At 63.0% G+C, this 21,870-nt stretch carries 19 protein-coding genes; 14 read left to right on the top strand and 5 right to left on the bottom strand.

Annotated elements, in window-relative coordinates; genetic code table 11:
• The first annotated feature begins 175 nt into the window (after positions 1-175).
• The 9 genes from rimP (at position 176) to V1277_RS15430 (ending at position 11,481) form a co-directional block, all read left to right on the top strand.
• Complete coding sequence (gene rimP / locus V1277_RS15470) at positions 176-934, top strand: ribosome maturation factor RimP (RefSeq protein WP_334371475.1); 759 nt, start codon at positions 176-178, stop codon at positions 932-934.
• Positions 935-937: 3 nt separating this feature from the next.
• Positions 938-2,548: a transcription termination factor NusA gene (gene nusA / locus V1277_RS15465; protein WP_334417069.1), complete on the top strand. Its 1,611-nt coding sequence runs from the start codon at positions 938-940 to the stop codon at positions 2,546-2,548.
• Positions 2,549-2,623: 75 nt separating this feature from the next.
• The gene (locus V1277_RS15460; protein WP_334417068.1) at positions 2,624-3,307 is read left to right on the top strand and encodes an RNA-binding protein; all 684 of its coding nucleotides are present in this window, start codon (positions 2,624-2,626) and stop codon (positions 3,305-3,307) included.
• Between the two features lie 75 nt (positions 3,308-3,382).
• Positions 3,383-6,043, top strand: coding sequence for a translation initiation factor IF-2 (gene infB, locus V1277_RS15455; RefSeq protein WP_334417067.1), 2,661 nt, complete (start codon positions 3,383-3,385; stop codon positions 6,041-6,043).
• Positions 6,044-6,212: 169 nt separating this feature from the next.
• Positions 6,213-6,626: a 30S ribosome-binding factor RbfA gene (rbfA, locus tag V1277_RS15450; protein ID WP_028347857.1), complete on the top strand. Its 414-nt coding sequence runs from the start codon at positions 6,213-6,215 to the stop codon at positions 6,624-6,626.
• Positions 6,626-7,759 (top strand): tRNA pseudouridine(55) synthase TruB, encoded by a 1,134-nt coding sequence (gene truB / locus V1277_RS15445; protein ID WP_334417066.1) that lies wholly within the window; start codon positions 6,626-6,628, stop codon positions 7,757-7,759. Before rbfA ends, truB begins: the two co-directional genes overlap by 1 nt.
• A 2-nt stretch (positions 7,760-7,761) precedes the next feature.
• Positions 7,762-8,031 carry a 30S ribosomal protein S15 gene (gene rpsO / locus V1277_RS15440; RefSeq protein ID WP_028347859.1) on the top strand — a complete coding sequence of 90 codons (270 nt, stop codon included), beginning with the start codon at positions 7,762-7,764 and terminating at the stop codon, positions 8,029-8,031.
• A gap of 319 nt (positions 8,032-8,350) precedes the next feature.
• Positions 8,351-10,507, top strand: coding sequence for a polyribonucleotide nucleotidyltransferase (gene pnp, locus V1277_RS15435; RefSeq protein ID WP_334371481.1), 2,157 nt, complete (start codon positions 8,351-8,353; stop codon positions 10,505-10,507).
• Between the two features lie 227 nt (positions 10,508-10,734).
• Entirely contained in the window at positions 10,735-11,481 is a 747-nt protein-coding gene (locus V1277_RS15430) for a superoxide dismutase (RefSeq protein WP_334417065.1), read from the top strand.
• Between the two features lie 82 nt (positions 11,482-11,563).
• On the opposite strand, the gene katG is transcribed toward V1277_RS15430, so the two are convergent.
• Entirely contained in the window at positions 11,564-13,717 is a 2,154-nt protein-coding gene (gene katG / locus V1277_RS15425) for a catalase/peroxidase HPI (RefSeq protein WP_334417064.1), read from the bottom strand.
• 103 nt (positions 13,718-13,820) lie between these two features.
• Between katG and V1277_RS15420 the strand changes: the two genes are divergently transcribed.
• The 3 genes from V1277_RS15420 to V1277_RS15410 all read left to right on the top strand — a co-directional run bounded on the left by V1277_RS15420 (position 13,821) and on the right by V1277_RS15410 (position 16,007).
• Complete coding sequence (locus tag V1277_RS15420) at positions 13,821-14,759, top strand: LysR substrate-binding domain-containing protein (protein ID WP_334417063.1); 939 nt, start codon at positions 13,821-13,823, stop codon at positions 14,757-14,759.
• 28 nt (positions 14,760-14,787) lie between these two features.
• Positions 14,788-15,243, top strand: coding sequence for a GNAT family N-acetyltransferase (locus tag V1277_RS15415; protein WP_334417062.1), 456 nt, complete (start codon positions 14,788-14,790; stop codon positions 15,241-15,243).
• 167 nt (positions 15,244-15,410) lie between these two features.
• Entirely contained in the window at positions 15,411-16,007 is a 597-nt protein-coding gene (locus V1277_RS15410) for a glutathione S-transferase family protein (RefSeq protein ID WP_334417061.1), read from the top strand.
• Positions 16,008-16,133: 126 nt separating this feature from the next.
• Here the strand turns inward: V1277_RS15410 and fabI are convergent, their stop codons facing one another.
• The 3 genes from fabI to fabA form a co-directional block, all read right to left on the bottom strand.
• The gene (gene fabI, locus V1277_RS15405) at positions 16,134-16,934 is read right to left on the bottom strand and encodes an enoyl-ACP reductase FabI (RefSeq protein ID WP_028347866.1); all 801 of its coding nucleotides are present in this window, start codon (positions 16,932-16,934) and stop codon (positions 16,134-16,136) included.
• Positions 16,935-17,128: 194 nt separating this feature from the next.
• On the bottom strand, positions 17,129-18,352 hold the full coding sequence (gene fabB, locus V1277_RS15400) for a beta-ketoacyl-ACP synthase I (RefSeq protein WP_334371490.1): 1,224 nt from the start codon (positions 18,350-18,352) through the stop codon (positions 17,129-17,131).
• 62 nt (positions 18,353-18,414) lie between these two features.
• Entirely contained in the window at positions 18,415-18,939 is a 525-nt protein-coding gene (gene fabA / locus V1277_RS15395; RefSeq protein ID WP_057844746.1) for a 3-hydroxyacyl-[acyl-carrier-protein] dehydratase FabA, read from the bottom strand.
• Between the two features lie 335 nt (positions 18,940-19,274).
• Here fabA and irrA point away from each other — a divergent pair, with 335 nt between their 5' ends.
• A complete protein-coding gene (gene irrA / locus V1277_RS15390; protein WP_057844747.1) occupies positions 19,275-19,766 on the top strand; it encodes an iron response transcriptional regulator IrrA in 492 nt (163 codons plus the stop codon).
• Between the two features lie 128 nt (positions 19,767-19,894).
• Here the strand turns inward: irrA and V1277_RS15385 are convergent, their stop codons facing one another.
• Positions 19,895-20,422: an SH3 domain-containing protein gene (locus tag V1277_RS15385; protein ID WP_334365903.1), complete on the bottom strand. Its 528-nt coding sequence runs from the start codon at positions 20,420-20,422 to the stop codon at positions 19,895-19,897.
• A 344-nt stretch (positions 20,423-20,766) separates the two neighbouring features.
• Here V1277_RS15385 and V1277_RS15380 point away from each other — a divergent pair, with 344 nt between their 5' ends.
• On the top strand, positions 20,767-21,768 hold the full coding sequence (locus V1277_RS15380) for a 2-hydroxyacid dehydrogenase (protein ID WP_334417060.1): 1,002 nt from the start codon (positions 20,767-20,769) through the stop codon (positions 21,766-21,768).
• Positions 21,769-21,870: the final 102 nt, after the last annotated feature.

Below are 21,870 nucleotides of genomic sequence, written 5' to 3'. Positions count from 1 at the left end.
ACTTATGGTTCTCATACGATCGCGTATTGAGAGTGGGCCCCCCGGGACCCGCTCTTTTTTATTACCTGAACCCGCCTTGCCCAGAACGGGCCTCAAGGGCGGTTCGGGGAACCGGCCGGACCTCCGGTTAGGCCCGGCCTAAACCCATGCAAGTAAGACGCTTTTGACCCTGGACATGACCGATCCAACTGCTGTTCCCGAGGATGCCGACCTCTTGGCCGAGCCCCGTCTCGTCGTCGAGCCGGGCGTGGCGGCGCGGGTGTCGGCGGTTGCCGGCCCGGTCTTGCAGGGAATGGGCTACCGGCTGGTTCGGATCAAGATCTCCGGCGAGGCCGGATGCACCGTCCAGATCATGGCGGAGCGGCCCGATGGCTCGATGCAGATCGAGGATTGCGAGGCGATCTCGCGGGCGCTGTCGCCGGTGCTCGACGTCGCCGATCCGATCGACCGTGCCTACCGTCTGGAGATTTCATCGCCCGGCATCGACCGCCCGCTGGTGCGCCGCTCCGATTTCGAGCGCTACGGCGGTCATCTCGTGAAGATCGAAATGGCAGTCGCCCATCAGGGCCGCAAGCGCTTTCGTGGTACGCTCGCCGGCGTCGAAGGCAACGCCGTGCGGCTACATCGGGATGACACACGCGCGGACGAAGATGCCGACGTGCTCCTGGTGATGGAAGACATCTCCGACGCACGGCTGGTTCTGACCGACGAGTTGATCGCTGAATCGATGCGGCGCGGCAAGCAAGCCGAGCGCGAGTTGAAGCAGAATCTCGGGCTGGTGCCGCCGCCCCCGCCGCACGCAAAAAAGAGCGATCCGGCGAAGGGCAAGAAACCGAAGACCGGCAAGAAGCCGGAGCCGACGAATACAAAGAAACACCGCCTCGCTGCAGAAAGACTCCGCAGGGGCGAGATCGATCCTACCGAAGGAGACTAGGCCATGGCAGTCAGTGCCAACAAACTCGAGCTGCTGCAGATCGCAGACGCGGTTGCCCGCGAAAAGTCGATCGACCGCGGCATCGTGATCGCCGCGATGGAAGACGCCATCGCCAAGGCGGCCCGCGCCCGTTACGGCAGCGAGACCGACGTTCACGCCGAGATCGACGCCAAGAAGGGCGAGCTGCGGCTGTCCCGCCATATGCTGGTGGTCGATCACGTCGAGAACTCGGCGAACCAGATTTCGCTGGCGGACGCGCAGCGCGCCAATCCGGGCGCCCAGGTCGGCGACACCATCGCCGACACGCTGCCGCCGCTGGAATATGGCCGCATCGCCGCGCAATCCGCCAAGCAGGTGATCGTGCAGAAGGTGCGCGAGGCCGAACGCGACCGGCAATACCAGGAGTTCAAGGACCGCATTGGCGACATCGTCAACGGCGTCGTCAAGCGCGTCGAATATGGCAGCGTGATCGTCGATCTCGGCCGCGGTGAAGCGATCATCCGCCGCGACGAAATGCTGCCGCGCGAGGTGTTCCGCAACGGCGACCGCGTCCGCGCCTATATCTTCGACGTCCGCCGCGAAACCCGCGGACCGCAGATCTTCCTCTCCCGCACCCATCCGCAGTTCATGGCCAAACTGTTCGCGCAGGAAGTGCCGGAAATCTACGACGGCATCGTCGAGATCAAAGCGGTGGCCCGCGATCCCGGCTCGCGCGCGAAAATCGGCGTGATTTCCAGAGATTCCTCGGTGGATCCGGTCGGCGCCTGCGTCGGCATGCGCGGCTCGCGCGTGCAGGCGGTGGTGAACGAACTGCAGGGCGAAAAGATCGACATCATTCCGTGGTCGCCCGACATCGCGACCTTCGTCGTCAACGCGCTGGCGCCCGCCGAAGTCGCCAAGGTCGTGATCGACGAGGACCGCGAGCGGATCGAAGTGGTCGTTCCCGACACCAACAACCAGCTCTCGCTGGCGATCGGCCGGCGCGGCCAGAACGTGCGCCTCGCTTCGCAGCTCACCGGCTGGGATATCGACATCCTCACCGAGCAGGAAGAATCCGAGCGCCGTCAGGCCGATTTCGAGAACTCGACCCGCGTTTTCATGGAAGCGCTGAACGTCGACGAAGTGGTGGGTCAGTTGCTGGCATCCGAAGGCTTCACGTCGGTCGAGGAACTGGCGCTGGTCGATGCCAAGGAATTGGCCGGTATCGAGGGTTTCGACGAGGAAACCGCCAACGAGCTGCAGAGCCGGGCGAGAGAATATCTGGAGCAGCTCGAAACCGAGCTGGAAAACAAGCGCAAGGAACTCGGCGTGGAAGATGCAATGAAGAAGGTCCCCGGCGTGACCTCGAAGATGCTGGTGAAGTTCGGCGAAAACGACATCAAGACGGTCGAGGATCTGGCGGGCTGCGCCACCGACGACCTGGTCGGCTGGACCGAGCGCAAGGAAGGCGGCGAGCCGACCAAGCATCCCGGCATTCTCGACGCCAACGAGATCTCGCGCGAAGATGCGGAAGCCATGATCATGCAGGCTCGCGTCATTGCCGGCTGGATCACCGAGGCCGAACTCGTCAAGCAATCCGAGACGGCTGAAGCCACCGAAGACCAGACGGCGTAATGCGGGTGTTCCGCAAAACCGAAACTCTTTTCTGCGCGCAGACCGTGCGCAGATGACTGGAGCCATCAAACAGGCATGCTTGCTTTGGCTGACCCCGATCTCGACCATGGGCCGCGGACCGACAAGTCCGCGACCATGCGGATGTGCGCGGTCAGTCGCGAGGTGCGCCCGATCGACGAGCTGATCCGGTTCGTTGTCACCCCCTCGGGCGAGGTGATCCCCGATTTGAAACGCAAGCTGCCCGGCCGCGGCCTCTGGGTATCGGCCTCGCGCGGGACGGTTGCGGAAGCGGTGCGGCGTCACCAATTTAGCAGAGGGTTCAAGCGCGACGTCCGGGTCGCGGCGACCCTTCCCGCCGATACCGAGGCCCTGCTGGAACGAAGCTGCACCGAGGCACTGGCCATGGCGGCCAAGGCCGGTCAGGTGGTTTCCGGCTTTGCCAAGGTCGAGGGCCTGCTCGAACAGGGCAGGGCCGAAGTCCTGGTCCACGCTTCCGACGGCGCGGCCGACGGAATCCGCAAATTGGACGCGATCGCCGGGCAAAGGGGCCGAAATATCGGTGAATCGCGGGATTTGCCGATTGTTAGTGCTTTAACCTCGGCACAATTGGATTTGGCACTGGGCCGGTCAAATGTGATACATGCTGCGCTGCTCGCGGGCCCGGCGAGCAAAACGTTCCTGTCGCGCTGCCAGATCCTGGTTCGATACCGGACGGACGACGACGACAAGACCGGGATGGCGGCCAGAAATTCTGACTGACGACGATTGGTTCCGAAGACCTGCTTCAATGACGGTGCGGAAACCGCACAACGCTAACGAGATTAGGACTGCTGAATGGTTGATACCAAAACGCCTGGCGACAAGACTTTGAGTGTTCCGACCAAGACCTTGACGCTGAAGCCGCGGGTCGAGACGGGCACCGTGCGCCAGAGCTTCAGCCATGGCCGGACCAAGCAGGTCGTGGTCGAAAAGCGTGGCAAGCGCCGCGTCGGCGGCGACACGCCCGCCACTGAGACGCATGCGCCCGAGCCGGCCGCCGCCAAGGCGGCGCCCGCCGCAAAGGCCCCCCTCTCCCGCCCTGCAGCAACGCCGGGGGCCGGGCCGCGCGGCGGTTCGGGCGTGGTACTGCGAACGCTGACGGAAGACGAGCGTTCCGCCCGCGCCAGCGCACTGGCCGACGCCAAGATGCGCGAAATCGAGGAACGCCGTCTGGCCGAGGAAGAGGCCAAGCGCCGCGCCAGCCGTGAAGGCATCGAACAGGCCGAACGCGAGGCCGCCGAAGCCCGCCGCAAGGCCGAGGAAGAACGGCACCGCCTGGAAGAGGAAGCCAAGCGCAAGGCCGAAGTCGAGGCCAAGAAGCGATTTGGCGAGACCGAGGCCAAGCCCGCGGCGACGACGACGCCGGCACCCGCCGCAGCACGACCTGCCGCCGCCCGCTCGGCCGGCGCAGCCCGGCCGGCAGCAGTGCCGCCCGCGCGTGCCCCGGGCGTTGCCGCCGACGGTTCCGATGAAGACGAAGGTCCGCGTCAGGTTCGGCGCGGCCCCGGCGGCGCCATGCGCCCCGTAGCCGCTCCCAAGACCACCCACAAGCCAAGCCCGCAAAAGGAGCGCGGCCGCCTGACCGTGGTCACCGCGCTCAATGATGACGTGCGCGAGCGTTCGATCGCCTCGTTCCGCCGCCGCACCCAGCGCCTGAAGGGCCATGCCGCCAACGAGCCGAAGGAAAAGCTGGTCCGCGAGGTGACGATTCCGGAAGCGATCACGATCCAGGAACTTGCCAACCGCATGTCGGAGCGCGCGGTCGATGTCATCCGCATGCTGATGAAGCAGGGCGCGATGCACAAGATCACCGACGTGATCGATGCCGATACCGCGCAGCTAATCGCCGAGGAACTGGGCCACACCGTCAAGCGCGTCGCCGCGTCCGACGTTGAAGAAGGCCTGTTCGACGTCGTCGACGATTCCACCGATACCGAGCCGCGCTCGCCGGTCGTCACCGTGATGGGCCATGTCGACCACGGCAAGACCTCGCTGCTCGACGCGCTGCGCCACGCCAACGTGGTGTCGGGCGAAGCCGGCGGCATCACCCAGCATATCGGCGCCTATCAGGTGACCTCGCCGGAAAGCGGCAAGAAGATCACCTTCATCGATACGCCCGGCCACGCCGCGTTCACCGCGATGCGTGCGCGCGGCGCCAAGGTAACCGACATCGTGATCCTGGTGGTGGCGGCCGATGACAGCGTCATGCCGCAGACGGTGGAGGCGATCAACCACGCCAAGGCGGCGAAGGTGCCGATGATCGTGGCGATCAACAAGATCGACAAGCCCGACGCCAAGCCGGAACGCGTGCGCACCGAGCTGTTGCAGCACGAGGTTCAGGTCGAATCGTTCGGCGGTGAAGTCGTAGACGTCGAGGTCTCCGCCAAGAACAAGACCAATCTCGACAAGCTGCTCGAAATGATCGCGCTGCAGGCCGAGCTGCTCGACCTCAAGACCAATTCGGAACGGCCTGCCGAAGGCACCGTGATCGAAGCCAAGCTCGATCGCGGCCGCGGCCCGGTTGCGACCGTGCTGGTCCAGCGCGGCACGCTGAGGGTTGGCGACATCATCGTGGCCGGCGCCGAAATGGGCCGTGTCCGCGCGCTGATCTCGGACCAGGGCGAGAACATCGACGAAGCCGGACCTTCGGTGCCGGTCGAGGTGCTCGGCTTCAACGGCCCGCCGGAAGCCGGCGACCGCCTTGCGGTGGTCGAGAACGAAGCCCGCGCCCGCCAGGTGACGAGCTATCGCGCCCACCAGAAGCGCGAGAACGCCGCTGCCTCGATTTCCGGCATGCGCGGCTCGCTCGAGCAGATGATGTCGCAGCTCAAAACCGCGGGCCGCAAGGAATTCCCGCTGATCGTCAAAGCCGACGTGCAGGGCTCGCTCGAAGCCATTTTGGGTTCGCTGGAAAAACTCGGCACCGACGAAGTCGCCGCGCGCATCCTGCACGCGGGCGTCGGCGGCATCTCCGAATCCGACGTCACGCTGGCGGAAGGCTTCAATGCCGCGATCATCGGCTTTTCGGTGCGCGCCAACAAGGAAGCTGCCGCGGCCGCCAAGCGCAACGGCATCGAGATCCGCTACTACAACATCATCTACGATCTCGTCGACGACATCAAAAAGGCGATGTCCGGCCTGCTCGCGCCGACGCTGCGCGAAACCATGCTGGGCAATGCGCAGATCCTGGAAGTGTTCAACATTTCCAAGGTCGGCAAGGTCGCCGGCTGCCGCGTCACCGACGGCACCGTGGAGCGCGGCGCCAATGTTCGCCTGATCCGCGACAACGTCGTCGTGCACGAAGGCAAGCTTTCGACGCTGAAACGCTTCAAGGACGAAGTGAAGGAAGTGCAGTCCGGCCAGGAATGCGGCATGGCGTTCGAGAATTACGGCGACATGCGTGTCGGCGACGTCATCGAATGTTATCGCGTGGAGACGATCCAGCGCTCTCTGTAAGTCCAAGTCTTACGAAGAGCTTGGGATTTTTGAACTAAACCGTCATGCCCCGCCTGGTGCGCAATTGCGCCCTGGGATGGGGCATCCAGTAGTCACCGCAACTAACGTTGAGCACGGAATACGTCATCACCCGCTTTCGCGGGTGATGACGGCAATTGGGATTTCGACAATGCCCCGCCACCACAGCAAGGGTTCCGCTCCCGGCGGCTCGCAACGACAATTGCGCGTCGGCGAAACGGTGCGCCATGCGGTCGCCGATATTCTGTCGCACGGTAACGTGCACGACCCCGACCTCGAAGGCCACATCATCACCGTTCCCGAGGTGCGAATGTCGCCGGACCTGAAACTCGCGACGATTTACGTGATGCCGCTCGGTGGACGCGACACCGACGTCGTGATTGCGGCGCTCGAACGCAACAAGAAATTCCTGCGCGGCGAGATCGCGCATCGCGTTAACTTAAAATTTGCTCCCGACCTTCGCTTTCGCGTCGACGAACGATTCGACGAAGCGGAACGGATCGAGAAATTACTGCGAACACCTGCGGTGCAAAGAGACCTCGCACCCGATTCGGACGACAAGTGATGGTTACGACCGCTGCCAACCGCGCGATCGAGCAGCAAACTGCCGATTCGCACGACGCTGAAAAAAATAATTTTTCCGATTCACGCAACGATGGTGAACGCCGCGCGGACGATAGTAATCGCCGCGACAACAACGATCCGCGCCACGCCAAGCAGCCGCGCCAGAACAACCAGCCGCGGCGCGACAAGCGCGACGTTCATGGCTGGGTGATTCTCGACAAGCCGATCGGCATGACTTCGACGCATGCGGTCGCCATTCTCAAGCGCCTGTTCCAGGCCAAGCGCGCCGGCCACGCCGGCACGCTCGATCCGCTGGCGTCCGGCGGCCTGCCGATCGCGCTCGGCGAGGCCACCAAGACGGTTCCATTCGTGATGGACGGCCGCAAGCGCTACCGCTTCACGGTCGCCTGGGGCGAGGAGCGCGACACCGACGATACCGAGGGGCGGGTGACCCAGAGCAGCGAACTCCGCCCGTCAGCGGACGCGATCCGGGCCCTGCTGCCCCAGTTCACCGGGCTGATCGAGCAGATCCCGCCGCAATATTCGGCGATCAAGGTCCAGGGCGAGCGCGCCTATGACCTGGCGCGGGACGGCGAAACCGTCGAATTGAAGCCACGGCCGGTCGAGATTCACGAATTAACCCTTGTAGAACATGGAGATAACGGCCAATCCGTGTTCGAGGCGGAGTGCGGCAAGGGCACCTATGTCCGGGCGCTGGCCCGCGATATCGGCCGAATTCTGGGCTGTTTCGGCCATATCTGCGCGTTGCGGCGGACGTTGGTCGGCCCGTTCCGCGAAACGGACATGATTCCGCTGGAAGAGTTGGAGGCTTTATGCAATAGAGCCGCGTCTGGCGAGGGAAGCCTCGCCGACGCGCTTTTGCCCGTTGAGACCGCGCTGGACGACATCCCGGCACTGGCCGTCACACGGGCTGATGCGGCAAGGCTCCACAGGGGCCAGGCCGTTTTGTTGCGCGGACGGGATGCGCCCAATAGTAGCGGCACAGTCTATGTCACGGTGGCAGGCCGTCTTTTGGCGCTTGCTGAAATTGGCAATGGCGAACTCATCCCCAAGCGCGTGTTCAACCTGACCGGGCTGACTGCCAGTCCCGGTCGCAGCAATGAGAGAGTTTGACGATGTCGATTACCGCCGAACGCAAAGCGGAAGTCATCAAGACGAATGCCACCAAAGCCGGCGACACCGGCTCGCCCGAGGTCCAGGTTGCGATCCTGTCGGAACGCATCAACAATCTCACGGGCCACTTCAAGACCCACGTGAAGGACAATCATTCACGCCGCGGCCTCCTGAAGCTCGTGTCGACGCGCCGCTCGCTTCTCGACTACATCAAGAAGAAGGACGAGGCGCGTTACAAGGCGTTGCTCGAAAAGCATAACATTCGCCGTTGATTTGAGTGTACGCGCGCGCAGTTTGCGCGCGTTTTCGCATGATTTTCCGAAGAAGCGGACTCCGGTTTTTGGAGACGATCATGCGCAAGGAGCATCATCCGAAAAGGATCGTGCTCGACAAACGTCCAGCAGCAATCCGGCCGCTGGACAGGGCAAGGTGCCCATGACTGCCGGGAGGATGGACGCCATCCGAAAGATAAAGACCATGGCAGGATCGCCGGATGCTGATCTCATGTTGCGATCAGCGTCCCGCCATCTTGCGCATGGTCTTTGTGTTTTTGGGCTCCGCTCTCTCGTGAACCCATGAAAGAAGACCACTATGTTTAATACGCATTCCGTCGAGATCGACTGGGGTGGACGTCCCCTCAAGCTGGAAACCGGCAAGATCGCCCGTCAAGCCGACGGCGCCGTGATGGCGACCTACGGCGAGACCGTCGTGCTTGCCACCGTCGTTGCCGCCAAAGCGCCGCGCGAAGGCGTCGACTTCCTGCCGCTGACCGTGGACTACCAGGAAAAGACCTACGCCGCGGGCCGCATTCCCGGCGGCTACTTCAAGCGCGAGGGACGTCCGACCGAAAAGGAGACGCTGGTCTCCCGCCTGATCGACCGCCCGATCCGTCCGCTGTTCGCTGACGGCTGGCGCAATGAAACCCAAGTAATCGTCACCGTGCTCTCGCATGACATGGAGAACGATCCCGACGTGCTGTCGATGGTCGCCGCCTCGGCCGCGCTGACGTTGTCGGGCGCTCCGTTCAAGGGGCCGATCGGCGCCGCGCGCGTTGCCTTCAGCAACGACGAATACATCCTCAACCCGACGCTCGATGAAATGACCGACACGCAGCTCGACCTCGTCGTCGCCGGCACGTCGGACGCGGTGCTGATGGTCGAATCCGAAGCCAAGGAGCTCTCGGAAGAGATCATGCTCGGCGCGGTCATGTTCGGTCACCGCCACTTCCAGCCGGTGATCAAGGCGATCATCGAGTTGGCCGAGAAGGCCGCCAAGGACCCGCGCGAAGTCACCATCATCGACAACAGCGAGATCGAGAAGGAAATGCTCGGCCTGGTCGAGCAGGACCTGCGCTCGGCCTACGCGATCCCGATCAAGCAGGAGCGCTATGCAGCGGTCGGCAAGGCCAAGGAAAAGGTGATTGCGCACTATTTCCCGGAAGGCCAGGAGCCGAAATACGACAAGCTGCGCATCGCCGGCGTGTTCAAGGAGCTCGAAGCCAAGATCGTTCGGTGGAACATCCTCGATACCGGCAAGCGCATCGACGGCCGCGACAGCAAGACCGTGCGCAACATCATCGCCGAAGTCGGCGTCCTGCCGCGCGCCCATGGTTCGGCGCTGTTCACCCGCGGCGAGACCCAGGCGATGGTCGTGACCACGCTCGGCACCGGCGAGGACGAGCAATACATCGACGCGCTGTCAGGAACCTATAAAGAGACGTTCCTGCTGCATTACAACTTCCCGCCCTACTCGGTCGGTGAAACCGGACGCCTCGGCGGCACCAAGCGCCGCGAGATCGGCCACGGCAAGCTCGCCTGGCGCGCGATCCACCCGGTGCTGCCGCCACACCACGAATTTCCCTACACCGTGCGCGTGGTCTCCGAGATCACCGAATCCAACGGCTCGTCGTCGATGGCCTCGGTGTGCGGCGCCTCGCTGGCGCTGATGGATGCGGGCGTTCCCTTGAAGCGGCCGACCGCGGGCATCGCGATGGGCCTGATCCTGGAAGGCTCCCGCTTTGCGGTCCTGTCCGACATTCTCGGCGACGAGGATCATCTCGGCGACATGGACTTCAAGGTGGCCGGCACCGACCAGGGCATCACCTCGCTGCAGATGGACATCAAGATCGAGGGCATCACCGAGGAGATCATGAAGGTCGCGCTCGGTCAGGCGAGGGAAGGGCGTGTCCACATCCTCGGCGAAATGGCCAAGGCGCTGACCAACGCCCGCGCCGAGCTCGGCGAGTACGCGCCGCGCATCGAGACCTTCAAGATCGCGACCGACAAGATCCGTGAAGTGATCGGCACTGGCGGCAAGGTGATCCGCGAGATCGTCGAAAAGACCGGCGCCAAGGTCAACATCGAGGATGACGGCACCGTCAAGGTTGCCTCCAACGACGGCGAGGCGATGAAGGCCGCGATCAAGTGGATCAAGTCGATCGCCTCCGATCCGGAGATCGGCCAGATCTATGAGGGCACCGTGGTCAAGGTGATGGAGTTCGGCGCGTTCGTGAACTTCTTCGGCGCCAAGGACGGCCTGGTCCACATCAGCCAGCTCGCCGCCAACCGCGTGCAGAAGACCTCCGACGTCGTCAAGGAAGGCGACAAGGTCAAGGTCAAGCTGCTCGGCTTCGACGACCGCGGCAAGACCCGGCTGTCGATGAAGGTGGTCGATCAGGTGACCGGCGAGGACCTCGAGGCCAAACAGAAGGCGGAAGGCCAGGCGCCGCGTGAAGCCGCCGGCGAGTAAGGCATCGCTAAAATGTGAACAAGAGGGCGGCCGAACGGCCGCCCTTTTTTGTTGGCGGCCCGAGTTACACTGCCAGACCGCGCGACACCTGTGCGATTCCGTCGCAGGGCTATGAGGAAAGAAAACGAAACCCGATCGCGCCCCTCGCCCGTAACTTGCCGCGCACAGCGGCCTGCGGCGTCCCGTCCACACATATTCACCAGGCTCACCTACATAAGGAGAATTCGATGTCATCCATGTCCCGGCGCCATTTGATGTTTGCTGCCACCGGCATCGCGGCCGTGGCTGCAGCCCCACGTCTGGTCTTCGCGCAGGCGGCTGCTCCCGCCCCGGCCGCCGCCCCAACCGGGCCGTTCACGCTGCCGCCGCTGACCTATCCGACCAATGCGTTCGAACCCCACATCGACGCCAAGACGATGGAAATCCACCATGGCAAGCACCATGCAGCCTATGTTGCCAACCTCAACAACGTCGCCAAGACCAATCCGCAATTGGGCACGGCGAAGATCGAAGACGTGCTCGGCAACCTGAATGCGCTCGACGACAGCATCAAATTCACCGTCCGCAACAATCTCGGCGGCCATGCCAACCACACCATGTTCTGGGAGATCATGGGCCCGAACGGCGGCAAGCCGGAGGGCGAGGTGCTGGCGGCGATCGACCGCGATCTCGGCGGCATGGAAAAATTCCAGAACGACTTCAATGCTGCCGGCGGACGCCAGTTCGGCTCGGGCTGGGTGTTCGTGACGGTGGGCAAGGACGGCAAGCTTGCGATCGAGACCCGTCCGAACCAGGACAATCCGATGATGGACGGCAAGCGCGCCCTGATGGGTAACGACGTCTGGGAGCACGCTTATTACCTGAACTACCAGAACCGCCGCGCGGATTATCTGAAAGCGTGGTGGAATACGGTGAACTGGGCCAAGATCGCGGAGCGTTATGCCGCGGCGAAGGCCGGTACGCTCGGCGTTTGAGCGCATCCCAAGTGAAATCCCATGTGAAAAGGGCGGCCTCTCGGCCGCCCTTTTTTGTTTTCCGGATGGCTCTTTGCCAGGATCAGGCGACGTCGAATCGATCGAGGTTCATCACCTTGGTCCACGCCGCCACGAAATCCTTCGCAAACTTCTCCTTCGAGTCCGTGCACGCATAGACTTCCGCGAAGGCGCGGAGCTGCGAGTGCGAACCGAAGATCAGGTCAACGCGGGTGCCGCTCCACTTGACGGCATTCGTCTTGCGGTCTCGGCTCTCGTATACGCCATCGGAGCCGGCGGGCTGCCATTGCGTGCCCATGTCGAGCAGGTTGACGAAGAAATCGTTCGTCAGCGTGCCGGGCTTTTGGGTGAACACGCCGTGCTTCGACCCGCCAAAATTAGCGCCGAGGACACGCAGGCCGCCGACGAGAACCGTCATCTCCGGCCCCGTCAGCCGCAGCAACTGCGCCCGGTCCACCAATGCTTCCTCAGGCTTCATGAACTGGTGCTTCTTAGCACTGACGAAGTTGCGGAAGCCGTCGGCACGCGGTTCGATCGGGGCGAAGGATTCGACGTCGGTCTGGTCCTGCGAGGCGTCCATGCGACCCGGCGTGAACGGCACCTTGACGTCCAGTCCGGCGTCCTTGGCGGCTTTTTCGACCGCCGCGCAGCCGCCGAGAACGATCAGGTCGGCAAGCGAGACCTTCTTGCCGAACTCCTTCTGGATCGCCTCTAACTTCTGCAGCACGGTCTTGAGCTCGGCCGGCTGGTTGACCTCCCAGTCCTTCTGCGGGCTGAGGCGAATCCGCGCGCCGTTCGCGCCACCGCGCTTGTCGGAGCCGCGGAACGTCGAGGCCGACGCCCATGCGGTCGAGACGAGCTGGGACACCGACAGGCCGGAGGCGAGAATCTTCGCCTTCAGCGCGGCGATGTCCTGCTCGCCGATCAGCGGATGATCGACCGCCGGAATCGGGTCCTGCCAGATCAGTGTTTCCTTCGGCACCAGCGGGCCGAGGTAACGCGCGATCGGGCCCATATCGCGGTGCGTGAGCTTGAACCAGGCACGCGCGAACGCATCCGCGAACTGGTCCGGATTCTCGTAGAAGCGCCGCGAGATCTTCTCGTAGGCCGGATCGAGGCGCAACGACAGGTCGGTGGTCAGCATGGTCGGTACATGCTTCTTCGACTTGTCGTAGGCGTCCGGGATCGTGGCTTCCGTCCCTTTTGCCTTCCACTGCTTGGCGCCAGCCGGGCTCTGCGTCAGTTCCCATTCGTTTTCGAACAGGTTCTTGAAGAACAGATTGCTCCACTTGGTCGGCGTTTGCGTCCAGATGACTTCAGGGCCGCCGGTGATGGCGTCAGCGCCGACGCCCATGCCATGCTTGCTCTTCCAGCCGAGGCCCTGATCCTCGAGCGCACCGCTTTCCGGGTCCGCTCCGACCAGCGACGGATCGCCGGCGCCGTGGGTCTTGCCGAAGGAGTGGCCGCCGGCAATCAGGGCGACGGTTTCCTCGTCGTTCATCGCCATGCGGAAGAAGGTCTCGCGGATATCCTTGGCCGCCGCAATCGGGTCCGGATTGCCGTTCGGCCCTTCCGGGTTGACGTAGATGAGGCCCATCTGCACGGCGCCGAGCGGCTCGGCGAGTTGGCGTTCGCCGCTATAGCGTTCGTCGCCGAGCCAGGTGCCCTCAGGCCCCCAGAACAGCTCCTCGGGCTCCCAGACGTCGGGGCGGCCGCCGGCGAAGCCAAACGTCTTGAAGCCCATCGATTCCAGCGCGACGTTGCCGGCCAGAATCATCAGGTCGGCCCATGAGATTTTCCGGCCGTATTTCTGCTTGATCGGCCACAACAGCCGGCGCGCCTTGTCGAGATTGGCGTTGTCAGGCCAGCTATTCAGCGGCGCGAAGCGCTGCTGACCGGCGCCGGCGCCGCCGCGGCCATCCGTGATGCGGTAGGTGCCCGCGCTGTGCCACGCCATGCGGATCATCAGGCCGCCGTAGTGACCGAAGTCGGCCGGCCACCATTCCTGCGAGTCCGTCATCAACGCGTGCAGGTCCTTGATCACGGCATTGAGGTCGAGCGTCTTGAATTCCTTGGCGTAGTCGAACGCCTCGCCCATCGGATCGGAGAGCGTGGAATTGCGGTGAAGGACCGAAACGTCGAGCGCGTCCGGCCACCAGTCGCGGTTCGTGCGTGCGCGATTGCCACCCGAGAACGGGCATTTGGTCTTGTCATCCATGATTGTCTCCTGAGGTCGCTTCCTGTTCGGATTGGAAGCACTCTAAGCAGTGCCTTCCATCAGGTGAAGTTGATTTTAATGATCGATCTGATAAGATATTCTGATGATCCAGATGACACTCAGACAGCTTCGCTATTTCGATGCGCTGGCACGTCACGGCCATTTCGGACGCGCAGCAGAGGCATGTTCGATCTCGCAGCCGGCGCTGTCGATGCAAATCAAGGAAATGGAAGAGGTCCTGGGCGGCGTGCTGCTGGAACGAAGCGCGCGACAGGTGACGCTGACGAAATTCGGCGAAGAGATCGTCCAGCGCGTCCGCGACATCCTGCGCTCGGTCGATGAGCTCGGAGATTTTGCCCGTGCCTCGCGTGACCGGCTCGCAGGGCGCTTACGCATCGGCATGATTCCTACGATTGCGCCCTATCTTTTGCCGAAGGTGATCGAGAATCTCGCGCGCCTGCATCCGGAGCTCGACATTCACGTGCGTGAGACGCTGACGCCGAAGCTGATCAAGGAAGTTGTCGAGGGCCGGCTCGATACCGCGATCGTTGCGCTGCCGGTGTCGGAGCCTTCGCTGACCGAGGTCGCGTGTTTTTCTGAGAATTTCCTGCTGGTGCGGCCGGGCGAGGATGAAGGAACGCCGGTACCGAGCCACGACACGCTGCGCGAAATGCGGCTCCTGCTGCTCGAGGAGGGCCACTGCTTCCGCGATCAGGCGCTGTCGTTCTGCAACATGCAGTCCTCGCCGCCGCGGGAAGTCCTAGACGCGAGCTCGCTGTCGACGCTCGTGCAAATGGTCGGCGCCGGTATCGGCGTCACCCTGATCCCGGAAATGGCGGTCGCGGTGGAAACCCGCTCGGCGCCGGTCTCCGTCGCCCGCTTCAGGAATCCGCAGCCGTCGCGAACCATCGGCATGGTCTGGCGCAAGACGAGCCCGCTCGCCGGACAGCTCCAGCAAATCTCCGAAGTGGTTTGCCTCGCAGCCGACGCGTTGCGCGAACAGCGCAAGACGGGATCGTCATCACGGACATCACGGGCCTGACGAGTCGGGCGCCTCGGGAGCTATCGGCGTGTCACAAATCATCATCCGCCTCGCCCGACCAGACGAGTATGACCGTATCGCCCGGGTCTGGATGGACAGTTGGGCCTCGACCGGATTGGAAGATGCCAGCGACGCCCTGCTGGCAAAATTGTGCGCGCGCGTCCCGATGGAGATGGAGAAGGGCTGGAGCCTCTACGTCGCCGACGACAACGGGAAATTGGCGGCGATGCTCGCGTTGCATCTTTCAGATCGCTATCTCGACCAGTTGTTCGTCGCGCCGGAATATCAGGGCAACAGCGTCGGACGCCAACTACTCGCCTTTACGCGCAAGCATCTGCCGGACGAAATCTGGCTGCGCTGCGTGCGAGAGAACGAAAAGGCCTGGCGCTGGTACGAGCGCGAAGGCTTTGTGTTCGAGAAGGAAGAGGTCGAGCCGGCGATCGGCCGCTTCATGAAGTATTATCGCTGGCGAAAATCGGCGTGAAGGCCATCGCTCGGCTTGCGGACGGGGCCTGCATGCTGCGCGAAATAAAGTTTACCAACATGTCGTTGGAACACGGCTCGCTAGTTCCAGGCGTAGTGCATTGCCAATTCGCGGTAGACGCGCAATGAACAAGCGCTGTCTATCCACGCCGAAGAAAGGTTCGTCCCATGATCCAACTCTACTGGTCGCCGCGCTCCCGCTCCTTCTCCGCGATCTGGCTGCTGGAAGAAGCCGGGCTGCCTTATGAGCGCGTGCTCACCGACATCACCACGGGCGCGCAGAAGGCGCCGGAATATCTAGCGATCAATCCGATGGGCAAGGTGCCGGGATTGAAGGACGGCGACGCCGCGCTCGGAGAGGCGGCCGCGATCTGCGCCTACATCGGCGACCGCTATCCGGAAGCCAACCTTGCGCCGGCCGCCACCGATCCGCTGCGCGCAAGATACCTGCAGTGGCTGTTCTTCTCGCCGAGCTGCATCGAACCGGCGCTGATCCAGCTCTTCACGAAGCTGGAGGTGCCGTCGAGCACGGCGGCATGGGGCAGTGCGACCCAGACGTTCGACGTGCTCGATGTCGCCCTGCAGAACGGCCCTTGGATTCTCGGAGAGAAATTCTCCGCCGCCGACATCATGCTCGGCTCCGGCCTGAATTTCGCGGTGCGGATGTTCAAGATGGTGCCGCCACGGCCGTCGTTCGACACTTATATCGACCGCTGCGCGGCGCGTCCGGCCTTCCAGCGCGCGGAGAAGATCGCTGCGGGATGATCGAATCGTAGGGTGGGCAAAGGCGCACTTGCGCCGTGCCCACCATCTATCGCCAGACCTTCTCCTGAATGGTGGGCACGCTGCGCTCTGCCCACCCTACGGACCGACTCCGTCCGGGCTACAATCCTACTCGCCCTTCAGCTCTTCGGGCCGCGGCATCGAGATCACGTTGTAGCCGGAATCGACGTAGTGGATTTCGCCGGTGACGCCGGTCGAAAGGTCGGACAACAGATAGAGCGCCGAGTTGCCGAGTTCGTCCAGCGTTACTCCACGCCCGAGCGGCGAATGCTTCTGCATGAACGCAAACATCGCACGGGAATCGCCGATGACCGCTCCTGCAAGGGTTCGCACGGGGCCGGCCGAGATCGAGTTAACACGAATTTTTCGCCCACCGAAATCGGCCGCTAGATAGCGCACCGAAGCTTCCAGCGCGGCCTTGATCACTCCCATGACATTGTAGTTCGGCATCACGCGGGTGGAGCCGCCGAACGTCAGGGTAATGATCGAGCCCCCGGATTCGGGCATCAGATCGGCAGCACGCTTCGCCGTCTCGGTGAAGGAAAAGCACGAGATGACCATCGAACGGGAAAAATTTTCGCGCGTCGTGTCGGCATAGCGGCCGCGAAGTTCGTCCTTGTCGGTGAAGCCGATGGCATGGACAAGAAAATCCAGATGGCCCCACTTGGCTCGCAGAGTTTCGAACACCGCATCAACGCTGGCGATATCTTCGACATCGCAAGGCAACACGATGTCGGCGTTCAGCGATTGCGCCAGCGGCTTGACGCGCTTGCCGAGCGCCTCGCCCTGGTAGGTGAAGGCGAGTTCGGCGCCCTGCGCGTGAAGCGTCTTGGCGATGCCCCAGGCGATCGAATGATCATTGGCGACGCCCATGATCAGCCCGCGCTTGCCTTTCATCAGATCTTGCATTCGCCTACGCTCCACTCATTTCGTTGATGTCATCACCCGCCTTGTGCGCAATTGTGCACTGGGGCGGGTGATCCAGTATTTCAGACGTTTGTGATAAGTCGCGAGGCCGCCGAGTACTGGATGCCCCGACGGCGCCTGTCATCGGGCTCGCCGAAGGCGAGACCCGGTGGCGGGGCATGACAACCAATTGAAAACTACGCATCCAGCCGCTTGAACACCAGCGTGGCGTTGGTGCCGCCGAAGCCGAACGAGTTCGACAGCACGGTGCCGAGCTTGGCGTTGTCGATGCGCTTGCGCACGATCGGCATGTCGGCAAACACCGGATCGAGCTCGGTGATATGGGCGCTCTCGCATACGAAGCCGTTGTTCAGCATCAGGAGCGAATAGATCGCCTCCTGCACGCCGGTGGCGCCGAGCGAATGGCCGGTCAGCGCCTTGGTCGCCGAGATCGGTGGGCACTTGTCGCCGGTGCCGAACACCTTCCGGATCGCCTCGATCTCCGGCGGATCGCCAGCCGGCGTCGAGGTGGCGTGCGGATTGATGTAGTCGATCGGCGTCTTCACCGTCGAAATCGCCATGCGCATGCAGCGCTCGGCGCCTTCGCCCGACGGCGCCACCATGTCGTAACCGTCCGACGTCGCGCCATAGCCGACCAGTTCGCCGTAAATGCGCGCGCCGCGCGCCTTGGCACGTTCGAGCTCTTCCAGCACCACCACGCCGGCGCCACCGGCAATGACAAAGCCGTCGCGGCTGATGTCGTAGGGACGCGAGGCTGTCGCCGGCGTGTCGTTGTATCTGGACGACATTGCGCCCATCGCGTCGAACAGCACCGACAGGGTCCAGTCGAGCTCCTCGCAACCGCCGGCAAAGATCACATCCTGCTTGCCGATCTGGATCGTCTCATAGGCGTTGCCGATGCAATGGTTGGAGGTCGCGCAGGCCGACGAGATCGAATAGTTCACGCCCTTGATCTTGAACCAGGTCGCCAATGTCGCCGAGGCCGTTGACGACATGCCCTTCGGCACCGCGAACGGGCCGACCCGCTTCGGACCCTTGGTGCGCGCGATGTCGGCCGCTTCCACCAGCGTCCGCGTCGACGGTCCGCCCGACCCCATGATGATGCCGGTGCGCTCATTGGAGACTTCGTTGGGTTCAAGGCCGGAATCGCGGATCGCCTGCTCCATCGCGACGTGATTCCAAGCCGCTCCTTCGGCGAGGAATCGCATGGCGCGACGATCGATCACGTCAGCCGGATTGAGTGTTGGCGCGCCCTGCACCTGCGAGCGAAAACCGAGCTCGGCGTGCTTTTCCGCACGCGTGATGCCGGATTTTGCCTCGCGAAGGCTCGCAAGCACTTCCTGGGTGTTGTTTCCGATGGATGAGACGATACCCATCCCCGTGATGACAACCCGCCTCATGATCGCCTCGCCTTGCCGTTTACGTTGTTCTGTGAAGGTGTGTTGCTGCTTGATCGCGTTGCTCAGCCGCCCGGCGCGGAGCCCTGCTTGAACAGCCCGACCTTCAGATCCTTGGCGCGATAGATAATCTCGCCATCCATGGAAAGCCAGCCGTCGCCGACGCCGAGCACCAGCTTTGAACGCATCACGCGTTTCATGTCGATGTTGTACACAACCTTGCGGGCGTTCGGCAGCACCTGCCCGGAGAACTTCAATTCCCCGAGCCCCAGCGCCCGGCCGCGTCCCTCGCCGCCGATCCATCCGAGGTAAAATCCGACCATCTGCCACATCGCGTCCAGGCCAAGGCAGCCCGGCATGACCGGGTCGTTCTTGAAATGGCAGCCGAAAAACCACAGGTCCGGCTTCACATCGAGTTCGGCACGGATCAGGCCCTTGCCGAACTCACCGCCCTTGTCGGTGATCTCGGTGATGCGGTCGAACATCAGCATCGGCGGCAGCGGTAGCTGTGCATTTCCGGGGCCGAACATCTCGCCGCGGCCGCAGGCAAGCAAATCCTCGTATTCATAACCGCTGCGCCGATCCAGCATCGTATTCAGCCTCACCTTAGATGTCCCGATGGAGCGCTTTTGAGCGAACCGGACCCGTTTCCCCACGGGAGAACGTTTGTTTCCCGCAATTTGGCGCTACTTAGGGTGCTATCGGCATTAGTCTCTGCCGAAATCGCATATGTGGTCCGCGCGCTCTGTAACATAGGCATTAGGGCCCGGCAAAGCACTGGAACGGGCTAAAACGCCCCATAGTCACGCTGGTTCCTCTTAACCTTGGGCCGGTTCTAGTTGCGAAAAACTTGCATCTACCTGATTTCCTTTTATATTGGGCAAGATTATTGCCCAAGTTAGCGCGTGTGGTATCCGAAGTGGACATGAACGACCAAGCCTCGCCCCTGAACGACGACGGTATCGATCCGGCTGCCCGCGCCGCCGGACACCAGCCGGCGTTGACCGGCTGTCCTTGGCACGACGTCAACGAAATGCTGCAGGCCGCAGGTCTGCGGCCCACCCGCCAGCGCATGGCGCTGGGCTGGCTCCTGTTCGGCAAGGGCGCCCGCCATCTCACCGCGGAAATGCTTTACGAGGAAGCGACGCTCGCCAAGGTTCCGGTGTCGCTGGCCACCGTCTACAACACGCTTAATCAGCTCACCGACGCCGGCCTGTTGCGCCAGGTCTCGGTCGACGGCACCAAGACCTATTTCGACACCAACGTCACCGCGCACCACCACTTCTATCTCGAGAACAATCACGAGCTGGTCGACATTCCCGATCCGCATCTGGTGTTGTCAAAGATGCCCGACGTGCCCGAGGGCTACGAGATCGCCCGCGTCGACATGGTCGTGCGGCTGCGCAAGAAGCGCTGATCTTCTCCGAACTATTGGCTGTCATTCCGGGGCGATGCGTCAGCATCGAACCCGGAATCTCGAGATTCTCAGGTGCGCAATTGCGCACCATAGTTCACGCTTCGCGTGCCCCGGAATGACGCTGCGCGTCAATCCACCCTCTCGTCCGCATACACGCCCCACAGGCGCTGCTGCTCGATCCAGCCGTCAAAGCCATTGCCGACGACGCGGCACCAGCCATTGGCGCATTTCTTGACTTGCGCGACGACGCCGGCCTGCAGGCGGGCGGCGACCGCGCTGGTTGGATCGGGACTATCGTACAGCGACGCCAACTCGTCCTTGCTCTTCATGGTGACGACCGCAGTGCGGCGGCCGGACAGCAGCGAATGATAGACCCAGCCCTCGGCGCCTTCGGAATCGCGCACGCGCCGCCAGTTCTCGAACTCGGCGGTGATTTCGACCGGCAGGCCCGAGCGGGTATAGACCCAGGCGACGTCATTGTCCTTGGTTGGACCGGCCCGCACATTCACATGATCGGATTTGAGGCTGACATATCGTGGCACCGGCAGGCCGCTCGTGGTGGTGGCCGAATCCTTGGCCGAAAACCCTGTGCTGACGGAAGCGACAAGCCAGCACGCCGCCAGCACCGCCACCGAACAGAAACGCCCCAATGCCATCAACCCGTCTCCTGCCGAGCCACGCCCAACTCGAATTCTCCGAGTTGAAACCGCCCGCTAACGCCCGAAACCCCAGACCCCGTGCCCCGCTTTGGCCGCACCCGGCTTGCGACGACCGAGGGTTCTTGTCTTGGCCCGGTCTTCTGATAGAGAGGACGGAACGCCTAGAACCAGAACGCCCGGATTTTCTGCCGAAAATCCGAGGCAAGTATTGGGGAACCCAAGGGACTTAACCTCAGCAAACAGCCGGATACCGAGACCGCGTGGCCACCGCAGTGTCGAACAACCGGGTTAATGAGGTCTGAACGGTGCGCCTTCGCGCACCTCCCTCATGAGAGCAGGACATGTCGGTCAAGAAAAAACCTCTCGTCGTCGTCACTCGCAAATTGCCGGACTCGATCGAGACCCGGATGCGCGAGCTGTTCGACGCGACGTTGAATCTCGACGACACGCCGATGACGCCGCAGCAGATTGCCGAAGCCAGCCGCTCGGCCGACGTGCTGGTGCCGACCGTCACCGACATGATCAGCGAGGAGATGCTCAAGCACCCTGACTGCAAGCTGCGCATGATCGCCAATTTCGGCAACGGCGTCGACAATATCGACGTCACGGCGGCACATGCGCGCGGCATCACGGTGACCAACACGCCGAAGGTTTTGACTGAAGATACCGCCGACATGACCATGGCACTGATCCTCGCGGTGCCGCGGCGGCTGATCGAAGGCGCAACGATCCTCCCCGACGGCAAGAACTGGCCCGGCTGGTCGCCGACCTGGATGCTCGGCCATCGCATCGGCGGCAAGCGCCTCGGCATCATCGGCATGGGCCGCATCGGCCAGGCGGTGGCTCGCCGTGCGCGCGCCTTCGGCCTGCAGATCCACTATCACAACCGCCGTCCGGTGGCGCCTGTTATTGCCGAGGAACTCGGCGCGACCTATTGGGAAAGCCTCGACCAGATGCTGGCGCGGATGGACATCATCTCGGTGAACTGTCCGCATACGCCGGCAACCTATCACCTCTTGTCGGCCCGGCGGCTCAAGCTGATCCGCAAAGACGCCTACATCGTCAACACCGCGCGCGGCGGCGTGATCGACGAGGACACGTTGATCAAGCTGCTCGAAGCCGGTGACGTCGGCGGCGCCGGGCTCGACGTCTACGAACACGAACCCGCGGTCAATCCGAAGCTGGTGCGGCTCGCCAAAGCCGGCAAAGTGACGCTGCTGCCGCATATGGGCTCCGCCACCATCGAAGGCCGCGTCGAGATGGGCGAGAAGGTGATCATCAACATCCGGACCTTCCTCGACAACCACAAGCCGCCGGATCGCGTGCTGCCCAGCATGCTGTAAGCGGTCGGATTGGCCCGATATTCACCCTCCCCTGGAGGGGTCCGAGACGAGCGAAGCTCGCTCGTGGGTCGGTTCGCATGGAGCGAAGCGAAATGCGAAACG

This window comes from Bradyrhizobium sp. AZCC 1588 (assembly GCF_036924735.1).
In the GTDB taxonomy this organism is placed as follows: domain Bacteria; phylum Pseudomonadota; class Alphaproteobacteria; order Rhizobiales; family Xanthobacteraceae; genus Bradyrhizobium.
Note: the sequence above shows the minus strand (reverse complement) of the source record. Positions and strands in the feature narration are given on the sequence as shown.